We start from the raw sequence: 25,512 nt of genomic DNA on the forward strand, positions 1-25,512 counted from the left end.
AAATCACCCGCCTCGGCGAACCTGCGGCGTGCGAACCACGGGGACGTCGAGGTCCTTTATCTTCTTGCGCAACGTGTTGCGATTGAGCCCCAGGAGGCGGGCCGCGCGCAACTGATTCCCGCGTGTAGCCCCCAGCGCCAGGGCGAGCAACGGCCGCTCCACCTCGGAAATGACACGATCGTACATGCCGTCCGGCGGCAGCCGGTCCCCGTGTGCCGCGAAAAGCGACTGCAGATGGCGGTCGACGGCATCGGCCAGAGAGATGTCTTCGCTCGACTCGGACGATGACGGGCCGTGATCGATCGCCGACACGGCGTCCGCCAGTTCGCTCTCGATCGTCTCGACGCCGATGATTTCCTCGGAATAGAGCGCAGACAGGCGACGCACCAGGTTGACGAGTTCGCGGACGTTGCCCGGCCAGCGGTGCTGCTTCAGCCGCGACATCGCCTCCGGAGACAGGACCTTGGTCGGTAATCCGTCGGCGGTGGCCATCTGCAGATAGTGGTTGGCCAGTTCGGGAATGTCGTCGAGCCGCTCGCGCAGCGGCGGCAGGCGGATCGGCACGACGTTGAGGCGATAGAACAGATCCTCGCGGAACAGGCCCTGCTGGATCAGGCGGCGCAGGTCGCGATGGGTCGCGGCCACGATTCGCACATTGGCCTTGATCGGCGTGCGGCCGCCGACCGTCATGTATTCGCCTTCCTGCAGCACGCGCAGCAGGCGGGTCTGGGCCTCGGGCGGCATGTCGCCGATCTCATCGAGGAACAGCGTGCCCCCCGAAGCCTGCTCAAACTTGCCGGCCGACCGCTGAACCGCACCTGTGAAGGCGCCGCGTTCGTGGCCGAACAGCTCGCTCTCGATCAGCTCGCGCGGGATCGCGGCCATGTTGAGCGCGATGAACGGCCCCTTCCGGCGCTTGCCGTAATCGTGCAGCGCACGCGCGACCAGTTCCTTGCCGGCCCCCGACTCGCCCGTGACCATGACCGTGAGGTCCGTCGCCATCAGGCGCGCAAGCGAGCGGTAGATTTCCTGCATCGCGGGCGACCGACCGATCAGCGGCAGGCGCTCGCCCTCTTCCGGCACAGACGGCGAACGCGCCATCGAGGCGGCTGGCGCCGACAGAGCCCGGTTCACGACCGAAATCAGCTCGTTCAGGTCGAACGGCTTGGGCAGGTATTCGAACGCGCCGCGCTCGGTGGCGCGCACGGCCGTAAGCAGCGTCGACTGTGCGCTCATGACGATGATGCGCAGGTCGGGCCGGAGCTTGCGGATGCGCGGCACCAGGTCGAGGCCGTTCTCATCCGGCATCACCACGTCGGTGATGACCAGCTGGCCCTCCCCTTCCTGGACCCATTGCCAGAGCGTGGCGGCGGTACCGGTGCTGCGAACCGTATGGCCCTGGCGGCCCAGCGCCTGGTGCAGGACCGTGCGGATGGCGCGGTCGTCGTCGGCGACGAGAATGGTGGTGCCTTCGCTCATGGCGTGGCCTGCGGGAATTGGAGCGGTAACATGACCCTGAATGATGTGCGGCCCGGCTCGCTATCGAACTCGATCGCGCCGCCGTGGTCGTTGATGATCTTGGCAACCAAAGCAAGACCCAGGCCGGTTCCGGTCGGCTTGTTGGTCACGAAAGCGTCGAATAGGTGACTGCGGATCTCGTCGGAGACGCCGCGGCCATTGTCGCGCACGGAAACGACCAGCGGCAGGTTCACCCTCGTCTGTTGCCCGGGCACGGCCAGTCGCAGCCCATGGCGGTAGGCGGTCGAGAGTTCAATTTCGCGCTCGACGTCGCCCGGCACTTCGCAGGCATTCTTCACCAGGTTCAGGAACACCTGGATGAGCTGGTCGCGGTCGCCGTGCACGTCCGGCAGCGACGGATCGTAGGTTTCGATGAAACGCACGCCCTTGCCGAAGCCGTTCTGCGACAGGCGGCGGACGTGGTTCAGGACCTGATGGATGTTGATGGGGCCGCGCTCGATGGGGCGTCCGTCAGCGAAGGCCTCCATGCGGTCGACCAGGGCCACGATGCGGTCGGTCTCCTCGCAGATCAGTTCGGTCAGTTCCCGCTCGGAATCCGGCACCGACTGTTCGAGGAGCTGGGCGGCGCCGCGGATGCCGGACAGCGGGTTCTTGACCTCGTGGGCCAGCATCGCGGCCAGCGCACTGACCGAGCGGGCGGCGCTGCGGTGCGAGAGCTGCCGGTCGATGCTGCGGGCGATCGTCTGCTCGACCAGGGAGACCGCGACCAAGCCTTCGCTTTCGACGATCGGCGAGAGCCGAAGCGCGCAGAAGCGCGTGCCGATGCGCGGCGACGCGAGCGTCACGCCGTTCTCGGCGACCGCACCGCCGGTGGCCAGCACCTGCTCCAGAAGTGAGAAGAGCGGCGTGTCTTCGGGAACGAACTCACTCAGCGGATGACCGACCAGGCGAGCCCGGCCGACGCCGAAGAACTGCTCGGCCGATAGGTTGGCGTAGTGCATCAGGCCGTTCGCATCGACGACGATGATCGCTTCCGAGAGCGAATCGAGGAGAGCCGCCGGAAACTGATCGCTCATGCCGTTCCGTTTGAGAGGGCGCAGGGACATCAGGCTGCCTGCCGCTCCGCGGCCGGCAGGAAGAACGAAGCGAGCATGCTCCGCACCTTGCCGGCGTCGGTTTCGCGGTTGAGCGCCGCCCGAAAATCGGCCGAGGCAGGAAGCCCCTTCGAGTACCAGCCGAGATGCTTGCGGGCCATGCGCACGCCGGTCTCCAGACCATAGTGTTCGAGCATCGCCTCGAAATGCGTGCGCACCGCCGCGTACTGTTCGGCGATCGTGGGGTCGCGCAGCCGCTCGCCGGTCCGCAAATAGTGGATTGCCTGGGCAAGAAACCACGGACGTCCATAGGCGCCGCGGCCGATCATGATGCCGTCGGCGCCCGACTGCTCCAGCGCCTGGTCGACGTCTTCGAGCGTGTTGATGTCGCCGTTCACGATTACCGGCAGCTTCGTGACTGCCTTGACGGTGCGGACGAAGGCCCAGTCAGCGTGACCGTCGTAGAAATCGCAGCGCGTGCGGCCGTGCACCGTCAGCATCCTGATGCCGCACGCCTCGGCGATGCGCGCGAGGTTCGGGGCATTTCGGTTGGTCGAGTCCCAGCCGGTCCGCATCTTGAGCGTGACCGGCAGCTTCACCGCCTTGACCGTGGCTTCCAGAATCTTCGCGGCATGGACCTCGTCGCGCATCAGCGAGGAACCGGCATGCCCGTTCACGACCTTCTTCACCGGGCAGCCGAAATTGATGTCGATGATCGCCGCGCCGCGATCCTCGTTGAGCTTGGCGGCCTCGGCCATGACTTCGGGCTCACAGCCCGCGAGCTGGACCGACATCGGGAACTCTTCCGGCGTGGTCTTGGCCATGAGCAGCGTCTTGCGGTTCTCGCGGACCATCGCGGCGGAGGCGATCATCTCGGAGACGACGAGTCCTGCCCCGCGGCGCTTCACCATCTGGCGGAAGGGCATATCGCTGACACCCGACAGCGGCGCCAGGATGACGGGGTCCTCGATGCGAACGGGGCCGATGTCGACAGGTTTGAGGCGGTGTGCGTTTTGCATTCTTTGTTCATATATTAGGCATCTTGTGCACTGCACAATAATTAAGCGAGCAATAGCGGGTCCCGACGGCCAGCGCAAGGGCTGGAAGTACCTGCCCGCCAAAGCCTGCTAGATTGCCCATTATGCGTAGAGTCACCGCCCTGATCGTCGCGGCCGGCCGCGGCAGCCGCTTCGGCGGCCCACTGCCCAAGCAATATGCGCTTCTGGATGGCCAACCCGTCCTGCGCCGGACCATCACCGCCTTTCGGGCCACGCCGGCCGTCGGCCGGATTCTCGTGGTGATCGGTGCGGGAGATGACGCCCGCTACGAGGCAGCAACCCGCGGGCTCGGCCTGCCCGCGCCGGTGCCGGGCGGTACCAGCCGCCAGCAGTCCGTGCTGCACGGCCTCGAAGCCCTGGCCGCTGCGGCGCCGGATTTCGTCGCCATCCACGACGCGGCGCGGCCGTTCGTGCGGCCTGCCGACATCGAGGCGTGCCTCGCCGCCGCCTCGGCGGACGGGATCGACGGCGCCATCCTCGGCATTCCCCTCGCCGATACGCTGAAGCGCGTCGGCGCGGGCCAGACGATCACGGAAACCGTGCCGCGAAGCGACCTGTGGCGCGCGCAGACACCGCAGGTCTTCCGCTTCGCGCCGCTCCTCGCGGCGCATCGCGCGGCCGCGTTGCTCGCCGCCGACGAAGCAACCGCGCTGACGGACGATGCCGCCGTCGCCGAGCGGGCCGGGCTGAAGCTTGTCATGGTCGCGGGCACCGAAGATAACCGCAAGATCACCACCACTGCCGACCTCGCCTTGCCTCATATGGAAACCCGCACCGCCTTCGGCTTCGACGTGCACGGCTTCGCGCCGGGCAATGCCGTCATGCTGGGGGGGGTGGCCATCCCGCACGGCCAGACGCTGGCGGGACATTCCGACGCCGACGTGGCGCTGCACGCGCTGACCGACGCCGTGCTGGGCACGATCGGCGCCGGCGACATCGGCAAGCACTTCCCGCCCTCCGACCCGCAATGGCGCGGCGCCTCGTCCGACCGCTTCCTGCGTCACGCTGTCGATCTCGTGACGGCGCGTGGCGGCCGCATCGTTCACCTCGATGTCACGATCGTCTGCGAAGCCCCCAAGGTCGGGCCGCATCGCGACGCCATGGTGCGCAGCATCGCCGCCATCGCCGGCGTTGCCCCGGGTCGGGTCAGCGTGAAGGCCACGACGACCGAGGGATTGGGCTTCACCGGCCGGCGCGAAGGCATCGCGGCCCAGGCCATCGCAACCGTGGAACTTCCAGGGAGCTGAGCGACACATGTTCGATCACGAAATGCGGGAAGCCGCGGAGCACGTCCTGTTCGCCTGTCGCAAGCGCGGCTTCAAGGTCGTGACGGCGGAGTCCTGCACCGGCGGCCTGATCGCCGCTGCCCTCACGGCCATCGCCGGCTCTTCCGACGTCGTGGACCGCGGCTTCGTCACCTATTCCAACGAGGCCAAGCGCGAAATGCTGGACGTGCCGTGGGACGCGATCGTGAGCCACGGCGCGGTGAGCGAGCCGGTGGCACGCGCGATGGCCACGGGCGCCCTCGCCCGCTCCGGCGCGCAGCTGTCCGTCTCGGTGACAGGCGTGGCCGGCCCCGGCGGCGGCTCGGCCGAAAAGCCCGTCGGCCTCGTGCATTTCGGCGCTGCGCGCGCGGGCTTCGAGCCGATGACCGAACGCCACGTCTTCCCTGGCGACCGCGACGAAATCCGCCGCCTCACGGTGATCACGGCGCTCGCGATGCTGGCGAAGCTCGCGGAGCGGTAGTCTCAGGAGGAGGCGACGGCAGGCTTCCCGTAGAGCTGCGCCGCCCGCGCCTCGAAGGCCGAGACCATGCGACGGACGGCTTCGGCGAAGAGGAGTTGCACGGTCTTCTGCAACAGCAGCGAGCGGAAATCGAACTCGAGCTCGAAGTCGATCTGCGTGCCCCCGGGATGAGGCTTGAAGATCCAGCGGCTCCGGAGCAGCCGGAAGGGGCCCTCGATGCCAGTCGTGACGATGCGCGGACCTTCAGGATCGTCGGGCGACAGCTCGACACGCGAGACGAACTTCTCGTGGAACGGGCCGAAGCCGATCGCCAGTTCGGCGATCTCGACGCTGGGGCCTTCGCGCCGGCGGATGCGGCCGGCGAAACACCAGGGCAGAAACTCGGGGTAGCGCGGCACGTCGGCGACCAGGTCGAACAGCTGTCGCGGTTGGAACGGAACGACTCGCCGTTCCTGATGACGGGTCGCCAAGGAGCCGTCAGCCTTTGAGCTGCGCCTGACGCGCGGCCTTGAGGCGCGCGAAGTCGTCGCCGGCATGATAGCTCGACCGCGTGAGCGGCGAAGACGAGACCATCAGGAAGCCCTTGGCGCGAGCCATCTGGGCAAGCTCGGAGAATTCGGCCGGCGTCCAGAACCGGTCGAGCGCGGCGTGCTTGGGCGTCGGCTGCAGGTATTGGCCGATCGTGAGGAAGTCGACGTCGGCGGCGCGCAGGTCGTCCATGACTTGCAGGATCTCCTCGCGCGTCTCGCCCAACCCGACCATCAGGCCGGACTTGGTGAACATCGCGGGATCGATCTCCTTCACGCGCGACAGCAGGCGCAGCGAGGTAAAATAGCGCGCGCCAGGACGGATCGTCGGATAGAGCCGCGGCACGGTCTCGAGATTGTGGTTGAAAACGTCGGGCCGCGACGCGACGACCGTCTCGATGGCGCCGGGCTTGCGCATGAAGTCGGGCGTCAGGATCTCAACCGTGGTCGTGGGCGCCGACTTGTGCAGCGCCGTGATCACCTCGGCGAAGTGCCCTGCCCCGCCATCTTCCAGGTCGTCGCGGTCGACGGACGTGACCACGACATGCCCGAGGCCGAGCTTGCCCACAGCTTCGGCGATGTTGGCCGGCTCATGCGGGTTGAGGGCGCCCGGCTTGCCGGTCGCCACGTTGCAGAAGGCGCAGGCCCGCGTGCAGGTCTCGCCCATGATCATGAAGGTCGCGTGCTTCTGCTTCCAGCACTCGCCGATGTTCGGGCAGGCCGCCTCCTCGCACACCGTCGTGAGCTTGAGCTCGCGCATCAGACGCTTGGTCTCGGCATATTCCGGCGAGTTGGGCGCACGCACCCTGATCCAATCCGGCTTGCGCTGGATCGGGTTGTCGGGGCGATGGGCCTTTTCCGGGTGGCGTTCGGCCCGGCTCAGGGAAAGCTTGTCGAGGGTTCCGTCCATGATGGTCTAGATATGGAGCGTCCGGCCGTACGCCGCCAGTACCGACTCGTGCATCATCTCCGACAGGGTGGGATGCGGAAACACCGTGGCCATCAGCTCGGCCTCGGTGGTCTCCAGCGTCTTGGCGATGCTGTAGCCCTGGATCAGTTCGGTGACCTCGGCGCCGATCATGTGGGCGCCCAGAAGCTCGCCGGTCTTGGCATCGAAGATCGTCTTGATGAAACCCTCGGGCTCGCCAAGGGCAATCGCCTTGCCGTTGCCGATGAAGGGGAACTTACCGACCTTGAGTTCCAGCCCCTTGGCCTTCGCCGCCGCCTCGGTGAGGCCGATGCTCGCGACCTGCGGCTGGCAGTAGGTGCAGCCCGGGATGTTCTCGGTCTTCATCGGGTGCACGCCCTTCACGCCGGCGATCTTCTCGACCACCAGCACGCCCTCGTGCATCGCCTTGTGGGCGAGCCAGGGCGGGCCGGCGACGTCGCCGATCGCGTAGACGTTCGGCTCGCCGGTGAAGCCCCACTGGTCGATCGCGATGTGGGTCTTCTCGACCTTCACCTTGGTGCCTTCGAGGCCGATATTCTCCACGTTGCCCACGATGCCGACGGCGCTGATGACGCGGTCGACCGTGATTTCCTGCGCCTTGCCGCCGACCGTGATGGTGGCCGTGACGTTGTTGGCGCCCTTCTTCAGATTGGAGACCGTGGCGCTGGTCAGGATCTTCATGCCCTGCTTCTCGAACGCCTTCTTGGCGAACGCGGAGACCTCGGCATCCTCGACCGGCAGCACGCGGTCCATGACCTCGGCCACCGTCACCTCGGCGCCCATGGTGCGGTAGAAACTGGCGAACTCGATGCCGATCGCGCCCGAGCCGATCACCAGCAGCGACTTCGGGAATTCCGGCGGCACCATCGCTTCCTTGTAGCTCCACACCAGCTTGCCGTCGGCCTCGAGGCCAGGAAGCTGGCGCGCGCGGGCGCCGGTGGCGAGGATCACGTCCTTGGCCGTCAGGGTGACGTTGCTCTTGTCCTTCAGCGCGACCGCGACCTTGCGCCTGGCCCCGTCGGAGCCGGCGAGCTTCGCGGTGCCGTCGAACACCGTGATCTTGTTCTTCTTCATCAGCATCGAGACGCCGTTGCTGAGCTGGCTCGCGACCTTGCGCGAGCGCTCGACGATCTTCTTCGGGTCGAACGACACGTCCTTGACTGACAGGCCGTAGGCCTCGGCATGCTTGATGAGCCCGTAGACCTCCGAGGTACGCAGCAGCGCCTTGGTCGGGATGCAGCCCCAGTTGAGACAGATGCCGCCCATATGCTCGCGCTCGACCACGGCGGTCTTGAGCCCGAGCTGCGCCGCGCGGATCGCGGCGACATAGCCGCCCGGCCCGCCGCCCACGACAATGAGATCGAAACTGGTTTCGGCCATGACGTGCTCCTAGAGCCGGATGAGCTGCGGTCGCAGGAGGCAAGCCTCCGTCGTCTCGACCGGAGCACCGAAGGTGCGTAGCGGAGAGACCTTCTCTCGACCAAAAGCCGACAAATCGTGGAGAGAAGGTCTCTCCACTCCGCGCTGCGCGCTCTGGTCGAGATGACGGCCGGATTTTTCGATCCCGGACGACATCAGGCCAGCATCGCGGCGGGTTGCTCGATATACGCCGTGAGAGTCTGCAGGAACTGCGCGCCCAGGGCGCCGTCCACAACACGGTGATCGACGGCCAGCGTGCAGCTCATGATGTTGCGGATGACCATCTCGCCCTTGCGGACGACGACCCGCTCCTCGCCCGCGCCGACGGCCAGGATCATGGACTGGGGCGTGTTGATGATGGCGCCGAAGTCGCGGATGCCGAACATGCCGAGGTTCGAGATGGTGAAGCCGCCGCCCTGGAACTCCTCAAGCTTCAGCTTGCCGCTCTTGGCGCGGCTGGCGAGATCCTTCATCTCGATCGAGATCTGCGCGAGGCCCTTCATGTCGGCATTGCGCACGATCGGCGTGATGAGGCCGCGATCGGTGGCGACGGCGACCGAGATGTCGACCGCGCCGTACTGGATCATCTCCTCCTCGGTCCACGAGGCGTTGCACTCCGGATGGTCGCGCAGCGCCTTGGCGCAGGCCTTGATCACCATGTCGTTGACCGAGACCTTGGTGCCCTTCTTCTCTACTACGGCGTTGATTGCCGTGCGCGCGGTCAGCAGCGCGTCGATCTCGAAGTCGACCGTCAGATAGAAATGCGGGACGGTCTGCTTGGACTCGAGCATGCGCCGGGCGATCACCTTGCGGATGCTGGTGTGCGGCACGCGGCTGTCGCCGGGCGCCACGAAGACCGGCTGGCTGCCGGTGGCCGGCGCCGGGGCCTTGGCCGCGGCCTTCGGGGCCTGAGCCGCAACGGGCGCGGCAGCGGGCTTCGCATTCTCGACATCGGCCTTGACGATGCGGCCGTTCGGGCCCGAGCCCTTGAGGCCGGCGAGATCGATCCCCTTCTCCGCCGCGATGCGGCGGGCCAGCGGCGAGGCGAAGAGGCGGGTGCCGCCGGAGGGAGCGGCGGGCTTGGCCGCCGGTGCGGGAGCAGCCGCGGCAGGCTTCTCCTCGGCCTTGGGAGCCGGCTTCTCCGCGGCGGGCGCCGCGGACTTGGCGACTTCCTTTTCGCCCTCTTCGAGCAGCACGGCGATGACGGCGTTCACGGCAACGCCTTCGGTGCCTTCCTCGACGAGGATCTGGCCGATCTTGCCCTCGTCGACGGCCTCGACTTCCATCGTGGCCTTGTCGGTCTCGATCTCGCAGACGACCTGTCCGGACTTGACCGTGTCACCGACCTTGACGTGCCACTTGGCGAGCTTGCCCTCCGTCATGGTGGGCGAGAGCGCGGGCATCAAAATGTTGATGGACATGCCGGCTCTCCCGTCAGCGATTACAGACCGCGCGCGCGGCCTCGACGATGTGAGAGGATTGCGGCAGCGCCATCTTCTCGAGGTTGGCCGCATAGGGCAGCGGCACGTCGAGACCGGCGACGCGCTTCACCGGCGCGTCGAGATAATCGAAGGCGTGCTCCATCATCAGCGCGGAGAGTTCGGAGCCGATGCCAGCGAAGGGCCAGCCCTCCTCGCAGGAGACGAGCCGGTTGGTCTTCTTGACCGACTGGACGATGGTCTCGGTGTCGAACGGCCGCAGCGAGCGCAGGTTGATCACCTCGGCGTCGATGCCGAGCTTGGCCAGTTCCTCGGCCGCCTGCAGCGCCTTGCCGACCATGATCGAGAAGGCGACGATCGTGACGTCCTTGCCGGCGCGCTCGATCTTCGCCTTGCCGATCGGCAGCACGAAGTCGGGATCCTCCGGCACGTCGAAGGACTGGCCGTAGAGGATCTCGTTCTCGAGGAAGATCACCGGGTTGGGATCACGGATCGCCGCGCGCAGCAGGCCTTTGGCGTCGGCGGCGCTCCACGGGGCAAGCACACGCAGGCCCGGCACATGGGCGTACCAGCTCGCGTAGCATTGCGAATGCTGGGCGGCGACGCGCGAGGCCGCGCCGTTGGGGCCGCGGAACACGATCGGGCAGGTCATCTGGCCGCCCGACATGTAATGCGTCTTGGCCGCCGAGTTGATGATCTGGTCGATCGCCTGCATGGCGAAGTTGAAGGTCATGAACTCGACGATCGGCTTGAGGCCGCCGAACGCCGCGCCGACGCCGAGGCCGGCAAAGCCGTGCTCGGTGATCGGCGTGTCGATGACGCGCTTCTCGCCGAATTCCTCCAGCATGCCCTGGCTGATCTTGTAGGCGCCCTGGTACTGCGCGACTTCCTCACCCATCAGGAAGATGGTTTTATCGGCGCGCATCTCGGCGGACATGGCCTCGCGGAGCGCCTCGCGCACGGTGATGTGCTGCGTCCCGCCCTTCCACTCCGGCTCGGGTGCGGGCGCAACGACGGCAGGTGCTGCAGGCGCTGCCTCGGCCTTCGGCTTCTCGTCCGACTTGGGAGCCTCCTCCTTCGAGGCCTCGGCCTTGGTGGTCGGAGCCGGCGTCTCGGCATCGGCGGCGCTCTCGCCTTCGCCGGCGAGGATGCAGATCGGCGTGTTGACCGCGACGCCCTCGGTGCCTTCCTCGACCAGGAGCTTGGCGACCGTGCCCTCGTCGACCGCTTCGACTTCCATGGTCGCCTTGTCGGTCTCGATCTCGCAGATCACCTGGCCGGACTTCACTTCATCGCCGACCTTGACGTGCCACTTGGCGAGCTTGCCCTCGGTCATGGTGGGAGACAGGGCCGGCATCAGAACCTGAGTGCTCATGGGATCAGGCCTCGACCAGGATGTCGGTCCACAGCTCCGATGGATCGGGCTCGGGACTTTGTTGCGAGAATTCGGCGGCGTCGTTCACGACCTTGCGGATCTCCGTGTCGATGGCCTTCAGCCCGGCCTCGTCGATGATCTTGGCGTCGAGCAGGCGCTTGCGGATGTGCTCGATCGGGTCGCGCTCGTTGCGGAACTTGTCGACCTCTTCCTTGGTCCGGTACTTGGCCGGATCGCTCATCGAGTGACCGCGATAGCGATAGGTCTGCATCTCGAGGATGTAGGGTCCCTGCCCGCTGCGCGCATGCTCGATGGCCTTCTCGCCTGCCGCCCGCACCGCCAGCACGTCCATACCGTCGACCCGTTCGCCGGGGATCCCGAAGGCTTCACCGTGGCGGTAGAGTTCGGTCGTGGCGGAGGCGCGCTCGACCGAGGTGCCCATGCCGTAGCGGTTGTTCTCGATGATGTAGACCACCGGCAGCTTCCAGAGCGCGGCCATGTTCATGGCCTCGTAGACCTGGCCCTGGTTGGCGCTGCCGTCGCCGAAGTAGGTCAGCGAGACGTTCTTGTTGCCGTTGTACTTGTGCGCGAAGGCGAGGCCGGTGCCGATCGGCACCTGGGCGCCGACGATGCCGTGGCCGCCGTAGAAACTCTTCTCGCGGCTGAACATGTGCATCGAGCCGCCCTTGCCCTTGGAGTAGCCGCCGCTGCGTCCCGTCAGCTCGGCCATCACGCCCTTGGGATCCATGCCGCAGGCCAGCATGTGGCCGTGGTCGCGGTACGAGGTGATGACGGCGTCCTTGTCCCGGACGTTGGCCTGCATCCCGACCACGACCGCTTCCTGGCCGATGTAGAGATGGCAGAAGCCGCCGATCAGGCCCATGCCGTAAAGCTGGCCCGCCCGCTCCTCGAAGCGGCGGATCAGCAGCATGTCTCGGTAATGCGCCTTGAGCTCGTCGGGGCTCACGCTGTTGTCGCCCGGAGTCGCAGGCGACTTCGCCTTGGCGGGAGAAGGATCGTCTTTCGGCTTGGTGGCCGGCTTCGCCATGGCAGTCCCCTCATGAACGCACTTCGGCTTATAGCATCGCTCAGGGCGATGTATTTGATCTAGCAGGAAAAACCAGACTCGCCGCGGGTGCGCCGCAGCAATTGAGCGATTGTTTGCCTACGATGGATCGCACCGGACAGTTTCTTTCAGATGACCGCGGGGCGAACGCTGAACGAGGCGTCATCGTCGCAGGAATCTCACCTTCAGCGCGTCGGCATGAAGACGATGATGTCGTCCTTGCGCGCGAAATTCAGGAGAACGCGCGCCCGCTCGTCGAGCATGTCGGGCTCGAGGCTCTGGTTGCGCAGCGCCGCAACGCGCCGCTCCCAGATCTTCCGGGTGGTCTCGGCTTCGGCGAGGTTCTGTTCGGCGATCAGCACTTCGCGCTGCAGATGCGCCATGGCCAGCAGCCCACGATCACCGTTCACCAGATGGTACCCGAAATAGCCGAATACCGTGGCGAAGATGACGGGAGCCAAAATCTGACGTGGTCTCAACAACATATGCTGCGTTCCTGCAGGCATATGGCAACATATGGTGGGCTTCCGTCAAGAAATTTTCGTTCCGCCGAAGGCTGTCAGCGGTTGTGACAACGGGAACCCGCGATCTCCAAGCAACTCCGCCCCCATGGATCGCTCGGGGCATGACTTTCGTTTCGACTGTTTCGGTTATTTCGTTTTTTTCATTTGCGCCGCCCGCTGGTCGGGCTTCAGCGCCCACCACAGGCCCGCCAGGACACAGCCGAGCCCCAGCAGTGCGGCGACGGGCAAGGGTTCGCCCAGCAGCGCCGTGCCGCCCAGCGCCGCCGTCACCGGACCGAGGCCGAGGAACAGCGTAACCTGGCTCGGCGGCGCGTTGCCCAGCGCATAGACCCAGAGGAAGAAGCCGATGCCGCTCGATACGCCGATGAAGGCGATGGCCGCGATCTCGCCCGCGGTGAACGACGGCGAGGTGACGAAAAAGCCCTCCGTGGCGGCCATGCCGGCGAGCGCGAGGACGGCCACGAACATGGCGAAGGCGGTTACGTGCAGCGCGGAGCTGCGCGCGACGTAGGGCGCATAGAAGATCGAACAGAGCGCGCCGCAGAGGGCGGCACCGAGCGCCGACAGCGTCCCCAGCCAGACCGATCCGTGTTCCGGCTGCGCCGTCATCGCGGCCCCGCCGAGCGCGATCGCGACGCCCCCGACGGTGAGCAGCGAGCCACCGACTTTCGCCATCGTCAAGCGTTCCCGGCCGAGCAGTGCCGACAAAATCATGGTCATGAGCGGAAAGGTCGAGAACAGCAGCGAGGCCCGCGCCGCCGGGATGTGCAGCAGAGAATAGTTCAGCAGCACGATCAGCGCGGCGAACTGTCCGATGCCCAGCAGCCCGATCGGCACGAGGTCGCGGCCGGCGATACGCCGCCATGGCCGAAGCCACAGCGCCGGCACCAGGCAGATCAGCCCGACCAGATAGCGCAGGAAGCCGAGCGAGCCCGGCCCCGCCGCATCGACGACGTAGCGCGTCGCCACCATGGCGGCGCCAACCTGGATGCCGGTCCCGGCCGCGGCCCAGAGGGGGCCGGGGCGCTTCACAGGTCGAGGTTCCAGAACTGCCCGACCAGCTTCTTACCAAAACTGTCGTGCTTCTCTTCCTTGATGAGCCGGAAGCCGGCGGCGATGTAGATCTTGCGCGCCGAGACCAGGATGTCGTTGGTCCACAACATCAGCTTCTTGTAGCCCTTGGCCCGGGCATCCTCGATGCAGGCCGCGACCAGGCTCTGGCCGATCCCCAACCCGCGCGCCGTCGGCTCGACATAGAGCATGCGGAGCTGCCCAGTGGCCTTGCCCGCCCGCACCAGGAAGACCGATCCCACGAGCTCGCCGTTGCGCTCGGCGATCCAGCAGTTGTCGGACTTCGGATCGAACTTCCGGATGAACTTTGCCGATATCTCCGCAAGCATCGCCTCGAAGGTGCCGTCCCAGCCATGTTCGTCGGCATAGAGCTGGGTCTGGCGGCGGATGATCCAGCCCATGTCGCCAGGCTGATGCGGCCGCAGGGTGAAGGGCGTGCGCTTCTCCGGCGGCTCGTCGAGCAGCTTCTCGACCGTCTCCAGCGCCTTGACCAGCTTGTCCTGCCGCTCCACCGGCAGTTCGGCCAGCAGCTTGGCGATGTCCTGGCGCGACTGCTCGTTCATGGCCGCCCAGAGCTGCTGGCCTTTAGCCGTGAGCGCGAGCTGCGTCTCGCGCTTGTCCTGCTGGCTGCGTGTGCGGGCGAGACAGGCCCTCTTCTCCAGCCCCTTCAGCAGGCGGCTGACATAGCCCGGGTCGAGACCGAGATCGCGGCACAGTTCCTGTGCCGTCGGCCGGTCGCGATTGGCGATCTCGTAGACCAGCCGCCCCTCGGGCAGTGTGAAGGGGCTGTGCAGCAGCGTTTCCTCGAGCACGCCGATGCGGCGGGTATAGAAACGCGAGAAACGGCGGACCGCCTCGATGCGGGACGCGAGCGACGACGCTGCCATGGCAACCTCCGAGATGGTTGCCATCGTCAATCAGTTACTTGCTGTAGTCAACTATTGGCAATCAAGCAAAGGTCCTTCGCTGCGCTCAGGATGACAGCGTTTTTTGGATCGGCGCAGTGCATAGATTCGAGCAAAATTGTCATCCTGAGCGCAGCGAAGGACCTTTCGCTCTTTCCCAAAGAAAAAGGGCCGCCGCAGCGACCCTTCCTCATCCCGTTCAGCCCGGCTCAGCCGCGCAGGATCGAGGTCCCCGCGTAGCGGGCCTGGGTGCCGAGCTGCTCCTCGATGCGCAGGAGCTGGTTGTACTTGGCCAGGCGGTCCGAGCGCGACAGAGAGCCGGTCTTGATCTGGCCGCAGTTGGTGGCGACGGCGAGGTCGGCGATGGTCGCGTCCTCGGTCTCGCCCGAGCGGTGGGACATGACGGCACCGTAGCTGGCGTTGCGCGCCATGGACACGGCTTCCATCGTCTCGGTCAGCGTGCCGATCTGGTTCACCTTGACCAGGATCGCGTTGGCCAGCCCGTCCTTGATGCCCTGCTCCAGCCGCTTCGGGTTGGTGACGAAAAGGTCGTCGCCGACCAGCTGGATCTTCTTGCCGAGCTTGTCGGTGATGGCCTTCCAGCCTTTCATGTCGTCCTCGGCCATGCCGTCCTCGATCGACACGATCGGGTAGCGCTTCACGAGATCGGCGTAATAGTCGACCATGCCGGCGGCATCGAACGACTTGCCCTCGCCCTCCATCTCGTACTTGCCCTTCTTGAAGAACTCGGTCGAGGCCGGGTCGAGCGCCAGCATCACGTCCTCGCCGGGCTTGTAGCCGGCCTTCTCGATCGCCTTCATGACGAAGGACAGCGCCTCGTCGGCGGTGGCGAGATTCGGCGCGAAGCCGCCCTCGTCGCCCACGTTGGTATTGTGGCCGGCGTCATGGAGCTGGCCGCGCAGCGCGTGGAAGACCTCCGCGCCCATGCGCAGCGCATCGGCGAAGCGGTCGGCCTTCACCGGCATGATCATGAATTCCTGGATGTCGATCGGATTGTCGGCATGGGCGCCGCCGTTGATGATGTTCATCATCGGAACCGGCAGCACCGAGGCCTGGCTGCCGCCGACATAGCGGTAGAGCGGCAGGCCGCTGTCCATCGCCGCAGCCTTGGCGACGGCGAGCGAGGCGCCGAGGATCGCGTTGGCGCCGAGGCGGCCCTTGCTCGGGGTGCCGTCGAGCTCGATCAGGGCGCGGTCGATCTTGATCTGCTCCAGCGCGTCGAGGCCGGACAGCAGGTCCATGATCTCGCCGTTCACGGCGGCGACCGCCTTCAGCACGCCCTTGCCGCCATAACGCTTCTTGTCGCCGTCGCGCAGCTCGACCGCCTCGTGCGCGCCGGTCGAGGCGCCGGACGGGACCGCCGCGCGGCCGATCGCGCCGCTGTCGAGTTCGACTTCCACTTCGACGGTGGGATTGCCACGGCTGTCGAGGATTTCGCGACCGCGGACTTCAGCTATGGCGCTCATGAGAAAAACTCCTGTTGGGCGCGGCCTGTCTAGCCCGCGCCGACGGCGGGGAGCAAGTGACGCGATGGCGCGCGCTTCCTATACTTCGGGACGAGAATTGCCGCCGCCTGGGAGAAAACAATGCCCGACCAGACCCATCAGCATCAGGCCACCGCCTCCGTCGAAGCGCGGACCGATGCCATCGAGGCCGCGTTCCACGAACGCGGCATGGAACCTGCCAACTTCATCCGCGAGTTCAAGCATCTTGCCGAGGAGGAGTGGGTGCCGGAGAACGGCGCACGGGTGGTCGCCAAGGCCTGGACCGATCCGGCGTTCCGCGAGCGGCTGTTCGCCAACGGCCGCGAGGCCGTGACCGAGCTCGGCCTGTCTATGCCGCCGCATCACCGGCACCTGGTCGTGCTGGAGAACACGCCGAACGTCCACAATGTGATCTGCTGCACGCTCTGCTCGTGCACCGCCTTCTCGATCATCGGCCTGCCGCCGGACTGGTACAAGGACCTGGAGTATCGCGCCCGCGTCGTTCGCCAGTCGCGCACCGTGCTGAAGGAGATGGGCCTCGACCTGCCGGCCGACATGGAGATCCGCGTCTGGGATACCACGGCCGACACGCGCTACATGGTGCTGCCGGTACGCCCGGAAGGCACCGAGGGCTGGTCCGAGGAGAAGCTCGCCGGGCTGGTCACCAAGGACGCCATGATCGGCGTCTCGCGCCTCTAGGACCGGAGAGACAACATGGACGGCATGCACGATCTCGGCGGCAAGCAGGGCTTCGGCCGGGTCCGCTATTCTCTCCGCGCCCAGACCTTCCACGAGCCGTGGGAGAAGCGGGTCAACGCGCTCTACTCGCTGGCGGTGAAGCTCGGCATCTTCAACATGGACGAGTACCGCCACGCCATCGAGCGCATGGAGCCGCGCCACTATCTGTCGGCCAGCTACTATGAGCGCTCGCTGACCAGCCTCGCCACGCTGTGCGTCGAGAAGGGCATCCTGACCCAGGAGGAGCTGGAACGCCGCGCCCAGGGCGCCTTCCCGCTCGCCTTGCCGAGCGCTCCCGGCCGCACCAACGTCGCCACGCGCGAGACGCTGAAGGTCGGCGACAAGGTCACGGTCAAGTCGCACCACGTGCACGGCCATGTGCGCATGCCAGGCTATATCCGCGGCAAGAGCGGCGTGGTGGTCGGCGTGTCCCCGCCCTACCCGTTCCCCGACGCCCATGGCCACGGCATCGAGGCCGAACACGAGCCGACCTACGACGTCCGCTTCGACGCGCGCGACCTGTGGTCCGACGCGGCCGATCCGGCCTTCGTCCATGTCGGCGTGTTCGAGAGCTACCTGGAGCGCGCGAAGTAATCGGCGCGTTCTGATCAGACGATTATTTCAGAGCGCAGCGAAGGACCTAGCGGAACGACCGCAACACTCCTGAACTGGAGTCAGAACAACGCCACCTCGTGAGTCCGCCTCTCAACCAATTCGTATCAACCGAGGCGCCGGATGCCCGTCCGCTGTTGCCGGACAGGACCGCCCGCCCTTAGGCTGCCGATCAATATGGGAGGACCACCCGCATGACCGACCTCGCCGAAGCCGACCGCGTCGACATACACATCCTGGTCGACAACGCAGTCGATGGCCTCTCCTCCACCCCACTCAACGTCGAGGGCGAATGGGCCTTCGCCACACGGCGCGGCCTGCGCGCCTCGTCGGACCGCTGCCTGTGCTGTGGCGTCCACGGGCTCTCCTGCCTCGTCACCGTACGGAAGGGCGACGTCATCCACACGCTGCTGTTCGACAGCGGGCCAGAGGAATACGCCTTCGAGCGCAACACGGCGCGGCTCGGCGTCGATCTCGGCCGGGTCGAGGGCATCGTGCTCTCGCACGGCCACTGGGACCATGCCGGGGCCATGAAGCTGGCGCTGCAGCGCATCCGCGCCGGCAACGGCGGACGCGCCGTGCCTTTCCACGTCCATCCCGGCATGTTCCACCAGCGCGGCATGAAGCTGCCAGACGGCAGTGTGCGGCAGATGGACGACGTGCCCTCGGCCGATGAGTTGGGCGGCCTCGGCGCCGAGATCGTCTCGACGACCCATCCGCAGCGCCTGCTCGACGGCCTGTTCCATGTGAGCGGCGAGATCCCGCGGGTCACGCCCTTCGAGCGCGGCCTGCCCGGTCAGATGCGGCGCACGGCGCCCGATGCGCCGTGGGAGAGCGACGAACTGCTCATGGACGAACGCTGGATCGCGGTGAACGTGAAGGGCAAGGGGCTGGTAGTGCTGAGCGCCTGTTCCCACGCCGGCATCGTGAACGTGCTCCACCATGCCCGCGCGAGCTTCCCCGACGTGCCGCTGCATGCGGTGCTAGGCGGTCTGCATCTCTCGGGTACGAACGAGAAGATCATCCCCGAGACCATCGACGCCCTGAAGGGCTTTGGCCTGGCCCGGATCGGCGCCGGCCACTGCACCGGCTGGCGCGCCATGGCGGCGCTGGGCCAAGCCTTCGGCGACGAGGTTCTGGCGCCCTCCGCCGTCGGCAAGCGCTACTGGTTCTGAGGCGCAGCGACACCTCGCCTGTTCAAGCCGCAGCCGTCCCGGGGTATCGTTGATCAGATCCTTCGCTGCGCTCAGGAGTGAAGGAAAGCATTCCAGGCATCAGCGCCAGGCGCTCTTCAGCGCCTGGTCGGTCTTCCACTTCTCGACCGCGGCGACGTCGTCGCAGGTGAAGGCCTGCGGGTTCTTGCGCGGGGTGGCTTCGATCCAGCCGAAGACCAGGCACTGGCCATAGGTCTTGTCGCCCTGCTTCGTTTCGAACTTCACTTCCGTCGTCGTCGCCGCGCCGGCCTTGGCATCGCCGTAGTCGTCGATCACGGGCGTGATCTCGGCCACGGTGCGGCCAACCGCTTTGTTGTCGGCGTACCATTTGGCGAAGGCCGTGAACTGGTCGCCAGCCACGCCCTTGCCGTCGGCCGCGACGTAAGCCTTCAGGTCGCGCACGAGGGCCTGCGCCGCCGCATTGGCCTTGGGCTCCGCGGCCTTGCGGCGCTCGGCCAGCTTCGCCTGCAGGGCCTTCAGCGCGTCGGCGTTCGAGGGCTGCACCGGCGGGGCCAGCGGGACCGGTGCGGCGGTTTGTGGTGGCGGCGACTCGAGCCGGCGGATCGGCGCGCGGGCCGCCTCGGCATTGAGCTGGGCCGCCTCCTGCGGTGTCAGCTTGCCGACCGCCGGCGTGTTGCGCCCCTTCTGCCAGTCGGCGATCGCCTTCATCGTGGCTTCGGACTGCAGGTTGCCGTCGATCGGGCCGTTGTACTTGTCGAGCGTGCGCAGCGATTCCTGGATCTTCCGGCGTTCGGGATCCGGGCTGTTGAGGACGGTCGTATAGTCGGGCGCCGGCGCCGGGCGCGCCGCGACGGGCGCCGGCGGTGGAGTCGGCGCAGGGGTTCCCCGTCCTGCCGCACCGCCGGCCCCGCCGTTCGAGCAGGCAGCAGGGTTCTGGAAGCAGCGTTCGACTTCGCTGGCGCTCTGCGCCGAGGCGGCGACCGGCGCCAGAAGCGCCAGCGCGATCAGGCCCGCGGCGAGCCGCATGTCAGAGGCTGCCATAGTTGTTGGCCGCGAGCTGCGCCGGCAAGCCTATCACCATGGTCACCGGCTGGCCGCGACCGGTCTGGCCGCGGGCGATGATGTGATCGTTCGGCGCCCCGGTCTTGCTCTCGTAGCTGCCGCGGCCGGCGAACTTGCCGCCGAAGCAGGAGAGCGAGAATTGGCCGCTGCCGGGAGTCGCGTTGGTCATGGTCCCGGTGCACACCTGCTCGCCGCGCGGATTGTCGACGGTGAAGGTCACCGAACGGTCCCGGCCGATCAGCGCGCCGTAGCGCACGAGGCCGTTCAGACGCGCGACATTGCCGCGATCGTCGCGATAGAAGATCGAGGCGGGACCATAGGCATCGTCCGGCATCGAGGATCTGGGAACGACGTAATTCTCATCGCTGATCACGACCTGACAGCGGCAGTCGACGCCATAATTCTCACCGAGGGGGCCGAGTTCGGCCAAGCGGCGGTTGCAGTTGGACACGGCGATCTGCTGAACCTCGCTCTCGCTCTGCCCTCCGCGCGTATAAGCATCGGCATAGAGGAAGGCACACTGCTTGGGCATCGGGATCGCCACGACCTTGTGGCTGGCCGAGTTCGTCTCGCTGTTGACCCAGTAGCGGTTCGCCATCTCGCTGAAGCGCAGGAAGATGGGATCGCGTCTCTCGGCCTTGCCGTAGGACTGTGCCCAGGCTGTCGAGCCCAGGGCCGGGGCGAGCGAGACGACGGCGAGCAGGAGCGCGGCGGCAATTCGGTACATGGCAATGTATTCACCTGAAAAAGGTGACGGAAATGCGACCCGGCCGCGGCCCCGCCCTTCCCTAGACGAGGCGACTCTGTGTCTTGGCGGCGCCGATGAACGAGGTGAACAGCGGGTGCGGCGCAAAGGGGCGAGACTTCAGTTCGGGATGGAACTGGACGCCGATGAACCAGGGATGGTCGGGAATCTCGACGATTTCCGGCAGGATGCCGTCCGGCGACATGCCCGAAAAGTGCAGACCGACCTGCTCCAGCCGGTCCTTGTAGTTGACGTTCACCTCGTAGCGATGGCGGTGCCGCTCGCTGATCACGTCCTGCCCATAGATCTCGTGGACCTTGGAGCCGGGCCGCAGGTGGGCCGGATAGGCGCCGAGCCGCATCGTGCCGCCCAGGTCGCCGTCGGCCGAGCGCTTCTCCAGCTGGTTGCCCTTCATCCATTCCGTCATCAGGCCCACCACCGCGTGGTCGGTCGGACCGAACTCGCTCGACGAGGCTGTTTCGATGCCCAACAGGTTACGCGCCGCCTCGATCACCGCCATCTGCATGCCGAAGCAGATGCCGAAGAAGGGAACCTTGCGCTCGCGGGCGAACTTCACCGCATGGATCTTGCCCTCGGTGCCACGCTCGCCGAAGCCGCCGGGTACCAGGATGCCGTGGACATGCTCCAGATGGCTGACGGCGTCGTCCCGCTCGAAGATCTCGGAGTCCATCCACTCCAGGCCGACCTTCACGTTGCTCCCGAAGCCACCATGGGTCAGGGCCTCGGAGAGCGACTTGTAGGCGTCCAGAAGAACCGTGTACTTGCCGACCACGGCGATCGTGACCTTGCCCTCGGGCTCGCGCACCGAGCGCACCACGCCGCGCCAGCGGTCGAGATTGGGCTCCTCGTCGGCCGGCAGGCCGAAATAGCGGCAGACTTCGCGATCGAAGCCGCGCTCGTGATAGGCGATTGGCACCTGGTAGATCGTGTCGACGTCGCGCGCCTCGATGACCCGCTCCGGCTTCACGTTGCAGAACAGTGCGATCTTGCGCTGCTCGTTCTGCGGGATTTCCTTGTCCCCGCTGCGGCAGACCAGCAGGTCGGGCTGGATCCCGACGCTCAGCAGCTCCTTGACCGAATGCTGGGTCGGCTTGGTCTTGAGTTCGCCCGCCGTCGGCACCCAGGGCAGCAGGGTGAGATGCACATACATGGTGCGCTCGCGGCCGAGTTCGTTGCCGACCTGGCGGATCGCCTCGAGGAACGGCAGGCTCTCGATGTCGCCGACCGTGCCCCCCACCTCGACCAGGACGAAGTCCTCCTTGTCGGTGTCAGTGAGAACGAACTCCTTGATGGCGTCGGTGACGTGCGGGATCACCTGGACGGTTGCACCGAGATACTCGCCCCGCCGCTCCCTCGCGATCACCGTCGAGTAGATGCGCCCCGTGGTGATATTGTCGCTCTGCCGGGCATCGACGCCGGTGAAGCGCTCGTAGTGACCCAGATCGAGATCGGTCTCCGCCCCGTCGTCGGTCACGAAGACCTCGCCGTGCTGGTAGGGGCTCATCGTCCCCGGATCGACGTTCAGGTATGGGTCGAGCTTGCGCAGCCGGACCTTGTAGCCGCGGGCCTGCAGCAGCGCGCCGAGCGCTGCCGAGGAGAGCCCCTTTCCAAGCGAGGAAACCACGCCGCCCGTTATGAAGATAAAGCGCGTCATGGGCTTACAGCATACAAGCGCTTGTGGAGCGCAGCCATGGGGATATCACCCCGCCGGAGATATTTCGGCGGAGGTGGGAAGCTGATTTCATGTCGGCCCTTAGCGGGTGGGAGCTGCGGGTTGCGCCGGTGCGGCCGGTGCCGTGCCGCCCGGAACGGCAGGCGCTCCCGATCCGACGGGCACGCGATCCATGATCGACCTCGAGGCACGCATCGGGTCGGTCATGCTCCAGGCCATGATCATGCTCAACACGAAGAAGATGGTCGCGAAGATCGCGGTCATCCGCGACAGGATGTTGGCCTGGCCGCGCACCGAGAACAGGGCGTCGGAACGGCCGCCCATGCCGAGACCACCGCCCTCGCTGCGTTGCAGGAGGATCACGACGATCATCGCGCTGGTCACACCGACATGGATGACGAGCAGCACGAGGCGCCATTCGTGGAGAAAGTGTCTTACGGCGTCCATTTTTGTCCAGCGCTAGAAGGGCATCTTCGCAAGCGGGCGCTTCTAACGCCTTTAAGCGGCCTTGGCGATAGCCAAAAATTCCGCGGCGTTGAGGCTCGCCCCGCCCACGAGGGCGCCATCGACGTCGCCGGCGGCCAGGAGTTCGGCGGCATTGCTGCCCTTCACCGACCCGCCGTAGAGCAGCCGCACCCCGGCCGCCCCGCCTGTCAGCCCGCCCAGCACCGCACGAATATGCGCGTGTGCTGCGGCCACTTCGGCCACGGTCGGCGTCTTACCGGTGCCGATCGCCCAGACCGGCTCATAGGCCACGACCAGATTGGCGGCTGTCGCCCCCGGCGGCACGCTGCCCCTGAGCTGGGTTTCCAGCACCGACAGCGTGTCCCCGGCCTCGCGCTCGGACAGCGTCTCGCCGATGCAGACGATCGGCAACAATCCGGCGCGCCAGGCCGCCTCGGCCTTGGCGCGGACAATCGCGTCGGTCTCCCCACAATCGGCACGGCGCTCGGAGTGGCCGGCGATGACGTGCGTGGCGCCGGCATCCTTCAGCATCTCGGCAGATACGTCGCCGGTATGGGCGCCGCTCGGCTTGGCGTGGCAGTTCTGGCCCCCGACCAGCAATCCGCTTCCCCTGGCGGCGTCGGCGACGGCGGCGACCAGGGTCGCCGGCGGACAGACCAGCAGATCGCGGTCGCTCCATCCGGCCTGCTTCACCCCGGCGGCAACATCCCTGGCGAGAGCAAGGGCATCAGCCTTGAGACCGTTCATCTTCCAGTTGCCCGCGATCAGCGGCCGCCTCGTTCGCGCCATCGAATTTCCCTTCCCGTTCCGCCCAGTCCGTTGGGGGCGTATCTAAAGCCGGTGGCGTTTGCGGTCAAAGGCCGCTTGGTTGCCTGTCCAAGGGGCCGGTGGTAGGCATGGCGCCCCTTCAAGAACCCTGTCCGGCCCGTGAATCAGTTCCGCAAATACGCCCGCTTCATCGTTCTCTCCATTCTCTTCGGCATGCTGATCATCAGCTTCGGCCTGTGGGGGGTCGGCGACATGCTGAAGGCGGCCGGGCGCAGCACCGAAGTGGCGCATGTCGGCGGCACGAAGATCCCCCTCTATGGCTGGGTCGGTGGCGCGCCGGTCTACGCGACCGAAGTGCGCGAGCAGTTCAACCGCCAGCTCGAAGCCATCCAGCGCCAGACCGGCCAGCGGCCGGAGCAGGAACAGGCGCTGCGCTACGGCCTCCACGTCCGCGCCCTCGAAGAGGTCATCCAGCGGGCCGTGCTCGACTACGCCGTCCAGGAATTCGGCCTGATCATCAGCGACGAGGAAGTCCGCGCGGCCATCGCCCGAAATCCTGCCTTCCAGGGCACCGGTGGCTCGTTCGATCCCCTGCTCTACCGCAACCGCCTGCAGCAGGCCCGCATCAGCGAGCCGCAGTTCGTCATCGACATGCGCCGCGAGATGGCCGCAAGCCAGCTGTTCGGCGTGGTGCGCGCCGACGGGCTTGCGCCGGTATCGCTGCGCAACGACATCTTCATGCTCGAGAGCGAGAAGCGCACCGCCGAGACGATCTATGTGCCCGACGCCATCGTCGTCGACGTTCCCAAGCCGACGCCGGAGCAGCTCAACACCTATTTCGAGGCCAACAAGGCCAAGTTCCAGGTGCCCGAGTTCCGCGCCTTCTCCTATGTCATGATCACGGTCGACGACGTGGAGAGCCAGGTGGCGGTCACCGCCGACGCCCTGCGCCAGGAATTCGAGGCACGCGCCGCCGAATTCGGAACGCCCGAGAAGCGCGACGTCGACCAGGCGATGACCGACAACGAGGACAAGGCCAAGGCGATCATCGCCGCCGTCCAGGGCGGCAAGTCGCTGGAAGACGCGGCCAAGGAAGTGACCGGCAACGCCGACGGCGTCATCAAGCTCGGTCCCGTGACCAAGAAGGACCTGCCGCCCGGCCCGCTCGCCGACGGCATCTTCGGCCTGTCCGAAGGTATTGCGGCGGCGCCGATCCAGTCGCCGCTCGGCTGGCACATCGTGCGCATCAACAAGATCGAGGCCGGCAAGTCCGTGCCCTTCGAAGAGGTCAAGGAGAAGCTCGAGAAGGACCTGAAGGCACAGCAGGCGCCTGACCTGCTCATCAAGCTGGTTACCGACTTCGAGCGCGTGCTGGGCAGGACGCAGTCGATGAAAGCGGCCGCCGAGGATCTCGGCCTCAAGGTCCGTACCTACGAGAACGTGGATGCACGCGGCCAGGATGCCGCCGGCAAGCAGGTCGTGATCGGCCCGGCGGCGTCCGAACTGGTACAGGCGGCCTTCGCCACACGCGAGAGCGCGGAGAGCGAGCTGCTGGAAACGCAGCGCGGCGAGTATTTCATCGTCCACACCGACCGCATCACGCCCGCGCGCACGCCGGCGCTTTCCGAGGTCGAGGCCAAGGCGGTCGAGTCCTGGCAGGCCGTGGAACGTCGCAAGCTGGCCGACGAGAAGGTCAAGCAAGCGGTCGAGAAGGCCAATGCCGGCACCGACTTCGATGCTCTGGCCAAGGAACTCGGCGTGGAGGCGCGGATCACCAAGCCGGTCACCCGCTTCGAGGCCGATGCCGGAAACTATCTCAGCCAGCCGGTGGTCCAGGAACTCTTCAAGCTCACGCCCGACAAGACGCAATCGGTTCGCACCGGCGACGGCAGCGTGCTGGTGCGCGTGAAGTCCGTCGAGCCGCCGGACCTCGCCAAGGACAAGGACCAGCTCGACCGCTTCGGCAAGCAGCTCGACACGATGGTTGCGAACGACCTGATCCTGCAACTCGTGGCCGCCTTGCGCGCCAAGTACGGTGTGACCGTCGACGAAGCCGCCTTCCAGGCGACCTTCGCGCCGCAGCAATAGAAGACGCCC

Annotated in this window: 24 protein-coding genes; 6 read left to right on the forward strand and 18 right to left on the reverse strand. The window is 66.6% G+C overall.

The window, feature by feature from the left end; genetic code table 11:
- Nucleotides 1-3: 3 nt before the first annotated feature.
- Genes ntrC through dusB form a run of 3 tightly spaced genes read right to left on the reverse strand, consistent with a single transcriptional unit; the run spans nucleotide 4 to nucleotide 3,592 of the window.
- Complete coding sequence (gene ntrC, locus Q7V45_RS06365) at nucleotides 4-1,479, reverse strand: nitrogen regulation protein NR(I) (RefSeq protein WP_304848774.1); 1,476 nt, start codon at nucleotides 1,477-1,479, stop codon at nucleotides 4-6.
- The gene (locus Q7V45_RS06370; RefSeq protein WP_304848777.1) at nucleotides 1,476-2,555 is read right to left on the reverse strand and encodes a nitrogen regulation protein NR(II); all 1,080 of its coding nucleotides are present in this window, start codon (nucleotides 2,553-2,555) and stop codon (nucleotides 1,476-1,478) included. The genes ntrC and Q7V45_RS06370 overlap by 4 nt, the downstream gene beginning before the upstream one ends.
- Before the next feature lie 29 nt (nucleotides 2,556-2,584).
- Entirely contained in the window at nucleotides 2,585-3,592 is a 1,008-nt protein-coding gene (gene dusB, locus Q7V45_RS06375; protein WP_304848780.1) for a tRNA dihydrouridine synthase DusB, read from the reverse strand.
- 122 nt (nucleotides 3,593-3,714) lie between these two features.
- Between dusB and Q7V45_RS06380 the strand changes: the two genes are divergently transcribed.
- A complete protein-coding gene (locus Q7V45_RS06380; RefSeq protein ID WP_304848783.1) occupies nucleotides 3,715-4,878 on the forward strand; it encodes a bifunctional 2-C-methyl-D-erythritol 4-phosphate cytidylyltransferase/2-C-methyl-D-erythritol 2,4-cyclodiphosphate synthase in 1,164 nt (387 codons plus the stop codon).
- Nucleotides 4,879-4,885: 7 nt separating this feature from the next.
- Nucleotides 4,886-5,377 (forward strand): CinA family protein, encoded by a 492-nt coding sequence (locus tag Q7V45_RS06385; protein ID WP_304848786.1) that lies wholly within the window; start codon nucleotides 4,886-4,888, stop codon nucleotides 5,375-5,377.
- A 2-nt stretch (nucleotides 5,378-5,379) separates the two neighbouring features.
- Here Q7V45_RS06385 and Q7V45_RS06390 read toward each other — a convergent pair whose 3' ends face one another.
- The 10 genes from Q7V45_RS06390 to eno all read right to left on the reverse strand — a co-directional run bounded on the left by Q7V45_RS06390 (nucleotide 5,380) and on the right by eno (nucleotide 16,139).
- A complete protein-coding gene (locus Q7V45_RS06390; protein WP_304848789.1) occupies nucleotides 5,380-5,847 on the reverse strand; it encodes a type II toxin-antitoxin system RatA family toxin in 468 nt (155 codons plus the stop codon).
- A 7-nt stretch (nucleotides 5,848-5,854) separates the two neighbouring features.
- Nucleotides 5,855-6,814, reverse strand: a complete 960-nt coding sequence (gene lipA, locus Q7V45_RS06395) for a lipoyl synthase (RefSeq protein ID WP_304848792.1) — start codon at nucleotides 6,812-6,814, stop codon at nucleotides 5,855-5,857.
- Between the two features lie 6 nt (nucleotides 6,815-6,820).
- On the reverse strand, nucleotides 6,821-8,233 hold the full coding sequence (lpdA, locus tag Q7V45_RS06400; protein ID WP_304848795.1) for a dihydrolipoyl dehydrogenase: 1,413 nt from the start codon (nucleotides 8,231-8,233) through the stop codon (nucleotides 6,821-6,823).
- Nucleotides 8,234-8,427: 194 nt separating this feature from the next.
- Complete coding sequence (locus tag Q7V45_RS06405) at nucleotides 8,428-9,693, reverse strand: pyruvate dehydrogenase complex dihydrolipoamide acetyltransferase (protein WP_304848798.1); 1,266 nt, start codon at nucleotides 9,691-9,693, stop codon at nucleotides 8,428-8,430.
- A gap of 13 nt (nucleotides 9,694-9,706) precedes the next feature.
- Nucleotides 9,707-11,086, reverse strand: a complete 1,380-nt coding sequence (locus Q7V45_RS06410) for a pyruvate dehydrogenase complex E1 component subunit beta (RefSeq protein WP_304848801.1) — start codon at nucleotides 11,084-11,086, stop codon at nucleotides 9,707-9,709.
- A 4-nt stretch (nucleotides 11,087-11,090) separates the two neighbouring features.
- Entirely contained in the window at nucleotides 11,091-12,134 is a 1,044-nt protein-coding gene (gene pdhA / locus Q7V45_RS06415; RefSeq protein ID WP_304848804.1) for a pyruvate dehydrogenase (acetyl-transferring) E1 component subunit alpha, read from the reverse strand.
- Between the two features lie 203 nt (nucleotides 12,135-12,337).
- Nucleotides 12,338-12,613: a septum formation initiator family protein gene (locus Q7V45_RS06420; protein ID WP_304848807.1), complete on the reverse strand. Its 276-nt coding sequence runs from the start codon at nucleotides 12,611-12,613 to the stop codon at nucleotides 12,338-12,340.
- Between the two features lie 189 nt (nucleotides 12,614-12,802).
- Nucleotides 12,803-13,708: a DMT family transporter gene (locus Q7V45_RS06425; RefSeq protein ID WP_304848811.1), complete on the reverse strand. Its 906-nt coding sequence runs from the start codon at nucleotides 13,706-13,708 to the stop codon at nucleotides 12,803-12,805.
- Nucleotides 13,705-14,634, reverse strand: coding sequence for a helix-turn-helix domain-containing GNAT family N-acetyltransferase (locus Q7V45_RS06430; RefSeq protein WP_304848814.1), 930 nt, complete (start codon nucleotides 14,632-14,634; stop codon nucleotides 13,705-13,707). Before Q7V45_RS06430 ends, Q7V45_RS06425 begins: the two co-directional genes overlap by 4 nt.
- Before the next feature lie 227 nt (nucleotides 14,635-14,861).
- Complete coding sequence (gene eno, locus Q7V45_RS06435; protein WP_304848817.1) at nucleotides 14,862-16,139, reverse strand: phosphopyruvate hydratase; 1,278 nt, start codon at nucleotides 16,137-16,139, stop codon at nucleotides 14,862-14,864.
- 120 nt (nucleotides 16,140-16,259) lie between these two features.
- Between eno and nthA the strand changes: the two genes are divergently transcribed.
- The 3 genes from nthA (at nucleotide 16,260) to Q7V45_RS06450 (ending at nucleotide 18,682) form a co-directional block, all read left to right on the forward strand.
- Complete coding sequence (gene nthA, locus Q7V45_RS06440) at nucleotides 16,260-16,856, forward strand: nitrile hydratase subunit alpha (protein WP_304848820.1); 597 nt, start codon at nucleotides 16,260-16,262, stop codon at nucleotides 16,854-16,856.
- A 15-nt stretch (nucleotides 16,857-16,871) separates the two neighbouring features.
- Nucleotides 16,872-17,489 (forward strand): nitrile hydratase subunit beta, encoded by a 618-nt coding sequence (gene nthB, locus Q7V45_RS06445; RefSeq protein ID WP_304848823.1) that lies wholly within the window; start codon nucleotides 16,872-16,874, stop codon nucleotides 17,487-17,489.
- 212 nt (nucleotides 17,490-17,701) lie between these two features.
- Nucleotides 17,702-18,682 (forward strand): MBL fold metallo-hydrolase, encoded by a 981-nt coding sequence (locus Q7V45_RS06450; RefSeq protein ID WP_304848826.1) that lies wholly within the window; start codon nucleotides 17,702-17,704, stop codon nucleotides 18,680-18,682.
- A gap of 99 nt (nucleotides 18,683-18,781) precedes the next feature.
- On the opposite strand, the gene Q7V45_RS06455 is transcribed toward Q7V45_RS06450, so the two are convergent.
- From Q7V45_RS06455 to tpiA, 5 genes are all read right to left on the reverse strand, one after another.
- Nucleotides 18,782-19,708: a peptidoglycan-binding domain-containing protein gene (locus Q7V45_RS06455; protein ID WP_304848829.1), complete on the reverse strand. Its 927-nt coding sequence runs from the start codon at nucleotides 19,706-19,708 to the stop codon at nucleotides 18,782-18,784.
- Nucleotide 19,709: 1 nt separating this feature from the next.
- On the reverse strand, nucleotides 19,710-20,471 hold the full coding sequence (locus Q7V45_RS06460) for a hypothetical protein (RefSeq protein ID WP_304848832.1): 762 nt from the start codon (nucleotides 20,469-20,471) through the stop codon (nucleotides 19,710-19,712).
- A gap of 61 nt (nucleotides 20,472-20,532) precedes the next feature.
- Nucleotides 20,533-22,164: a CTP synthase gene (locus tag Q7V45_RS06465; protein ID WP_304848835.1), complete on the reverse strand. Its 1,632-nt coding sequence runs from the start codon at nucleotides 22,162-22,164 to the stop codon at nucleotides 20,533-20,535.
- A 99-nt stretch (nucleotides 22,165-22,263) separates the two neighbouring features.
- On the reverse strand, nucleotides 22,264-22,629 hold the full coding sequence (gene secG / locus Q7V45_RS06470) for a preprotein translocase subunit SecG (RefSeq protein ID WP_304848838.1): 366 nt from the start codon (nucleotides 22,627-22,629) through the stop codon (nucleotides 22,264-22,266).
- 51 nt (nucleotides 22,630-22,680) lie between these two features.
- Nucleotides 22,681-23,436 carry a triose-phosphate isomerase gene (gene tpiA, locus Q7V45_RS06475; protein WP_304848840.1) on the reverse strand — a complete coding sequence of 252 codons (756 nt, stop codon included), beginning with the start codon at nucleotides 23,434-23,436 and terminating at the stop codon, nucleotides 22,681-22,683.
- Nucleotides 23,437-23,574: 138 nt separating this feature from the next.
- Here tpiA and Q7V45_RS06480 point away from each other — a divergent pair, with 138 nt between their 5' ends.
- Nucleotides 23,575-25,503 (forward strand): peptidylprolyl isomerase, encoded by a 1,929-nt coding sequence (locus tag Q7V45_RS06480; RefSeq protein ID WP_304848843.1) that lies wholly within the window; start codon nucleotides 23,575-23,577, stop codon nucleotides 25,501-25,503.
- Nucleotides 25,504-25,512: the final 9 nt, after the last annotated feature.

It is taken from the genome of Reyranella sp., from assembly GCF_030651995.1.
Taxonomy (GTDB): domain Bacteria; phylum Pseudomonadota; class Alphaproteobacteria; order Reyranellales; family Reyranellaceae; genus Reyranella.